This is a genomic window from Desulfofundulus sp., from assembly GCF_049701015.1.
Taxonomy (GTDB): domain Bacteria; phylum Bacillota; class Desulfotomaculia; order Desulfotomaculales; family Desulfovirgulaceae; genus Desulfofundulus.
In genome coordinates this window covers 1-1,500 of sequence record NZ_JBNATZ010000397.1, presented here as the reverse complement: position 1 = coordinate 1,500, position 1,500 = coordinate 1, and the positions used below count along the sequence as shown (strand labels likewise).

Annotated in this window: 2 protein-coding genes; one reads left to right on the top strand and one right to left on the bottom strand. The window is 53.5% G+C overall.

Annotation, left to right across the window (positions count from 1 at the left end):
* Positions 1 to 562 precede the first annotated feature (562 nt).
* Positions 563 to 976, top strand: a complete 414-nt coding sequence (locus ACPLUI_RS14810) for a hypothetical protein (RefSeq protein ID WP_424661007.1) — start codon at positions 563 to 565, stop codon at positions 974 to 976.
* Between the two features lie 41 nt (positions 977 to 1,017).
* On the opposite strand, the gene ACPLUI_RS14805 is transcribed toward ACPLUI_RS14810, so the two are convergent.
* The gene (locus tag ACPLUI_RS14805; RefSeq protein WP_424661006.1) at positions 1,018 to 1,431 is read right to left on the bottom strand and encodes a hypothetical protein; all 414 of its coding nucleotides are present in this window, start codon (positions 1,429 to 1,431) and stop codon (positions 1,018 to 1,020) included.
* Between the last annotated feature and the right edge of the window lie 69 nt (positions 1,432 to 1,500).

Sequence of the window (1,500 nt, the reverse complement as noted above, 5' to 3'; positions counted from 1 at the left end):
GGAAATTCTGGACCACAGCTGGCATTCCGGGTTGGTTCCCGGCGGTTGCGTTCTGTGCCAGAGCGACTCCCGTGAAGAGCGCAACCGCAGCAAAGGCGACGGTGACGATCAAGGCAATTTTCCTTTTCATTACGGATTTCCTCCTTAAAATTAGTAGAGTTTTACCGCTTTGTACTCCCTGCTCGTACTGCTGCCCGGTAAGAGGTGAAGATGCTTCCTACCCCCGGTTCGACCAGGAGCAGTTTTAGCCGGAATCTGCTGTGACCACCTCCTTGAAGAAGTTTTTCAGCGGCAGGCATCTTCGATACTTTATTTAAGCAGGCGTTTGTTGCAGGTGAATTAAGAGCTTGTTAAAGATTTGTTTCGGAGTTTTGTAAAACTATGGGAAGACTTGTCAATCTGAAAAAGGAGTACCCGAACCGAAGCCTTGGCGGAACTTGAGAGGCAGGGGTTTCCAAGGGGGGTAATCCGTGTGCTGGCGGGGGTTGGGGAAGTGGCGGTGGGAAAGGCAGTGAGAAAGTAGGAAACTCCGGTGTTTCGTACTGGTATCATTAGTTGACCGGTGCTTTACCTGTGGAGGAACCCGAATAACGGTAGCCCTGGGGCCGGTATCGGCAAGAGAGGTGATGTTACACTGCTGATATCCTGGTTCTTTCTGGTCGTCGGTTCCGTAGTTCTCTCGTTTTTGGTCGCGTGGCAGGTCAAGACCGTTCACCCAGGGGTCATCCCGGTGGTCAAGTATAATCTAACCGTGTTGCCGCTGTATTTCCTAGCAAACGTGGCCCTGAGTATCGGCTTCATCCGGGCACATGAAGCGATCAGGAACCTGCCCCTGGTTGTAGCCGGCCAATCGTTCATGTATTATGTTTTTCTATTGATATTTTCGGTGCTGCTGGTGGGTGACAGAGTTTCGGTAGCCCGCGCGCTGACCGGGTTCGCGCTGATCGCAGCGGGTGCGGCGGTGCTGGGAAGATAGACAGCGCTGCTGCGGAATTCCACAAAGGAAGAAAAGAACGACTATTTCGGCAGCCTCTGACTCAAGACTATTTCCCTGCCCGCGAACGCTTTTTCCAGTCTTTCTTTACCGAAACGGTCGAAGAGGGCGTGGACGGCACAAACGACGGCAAAAGGAGACCACGGCTTGTTCCCCACCATAAACTCGGCCACGGCTTCAGGTTTGAATGGTACAAAGTGCAGCTTCTGGCTTTCCCACTTGTCTTTGGGAACGCCGAGGGAGCGGATTTTAAGAATCTCTTCTTCGGTCTGTTCCACATATACCACTCCACATAAAGCATATTCGCAGAGGACGGCGTTGGCCCCGAAAGACAGGAACTTCACCTGGTCGTGTGAGATTTCCAGGCCCAGCTCTTCCGCAAGCCCTCTTACTGCTGTCCTGTAGGGGTCCGGCCCGCCGTTCGGTCTGGCGTCCACCGGCCTGCTGGAACCACATCCGCACTACTCTGCTCCTGGCCCTGGCTTTCATGGAAGCCTTGACGCTTT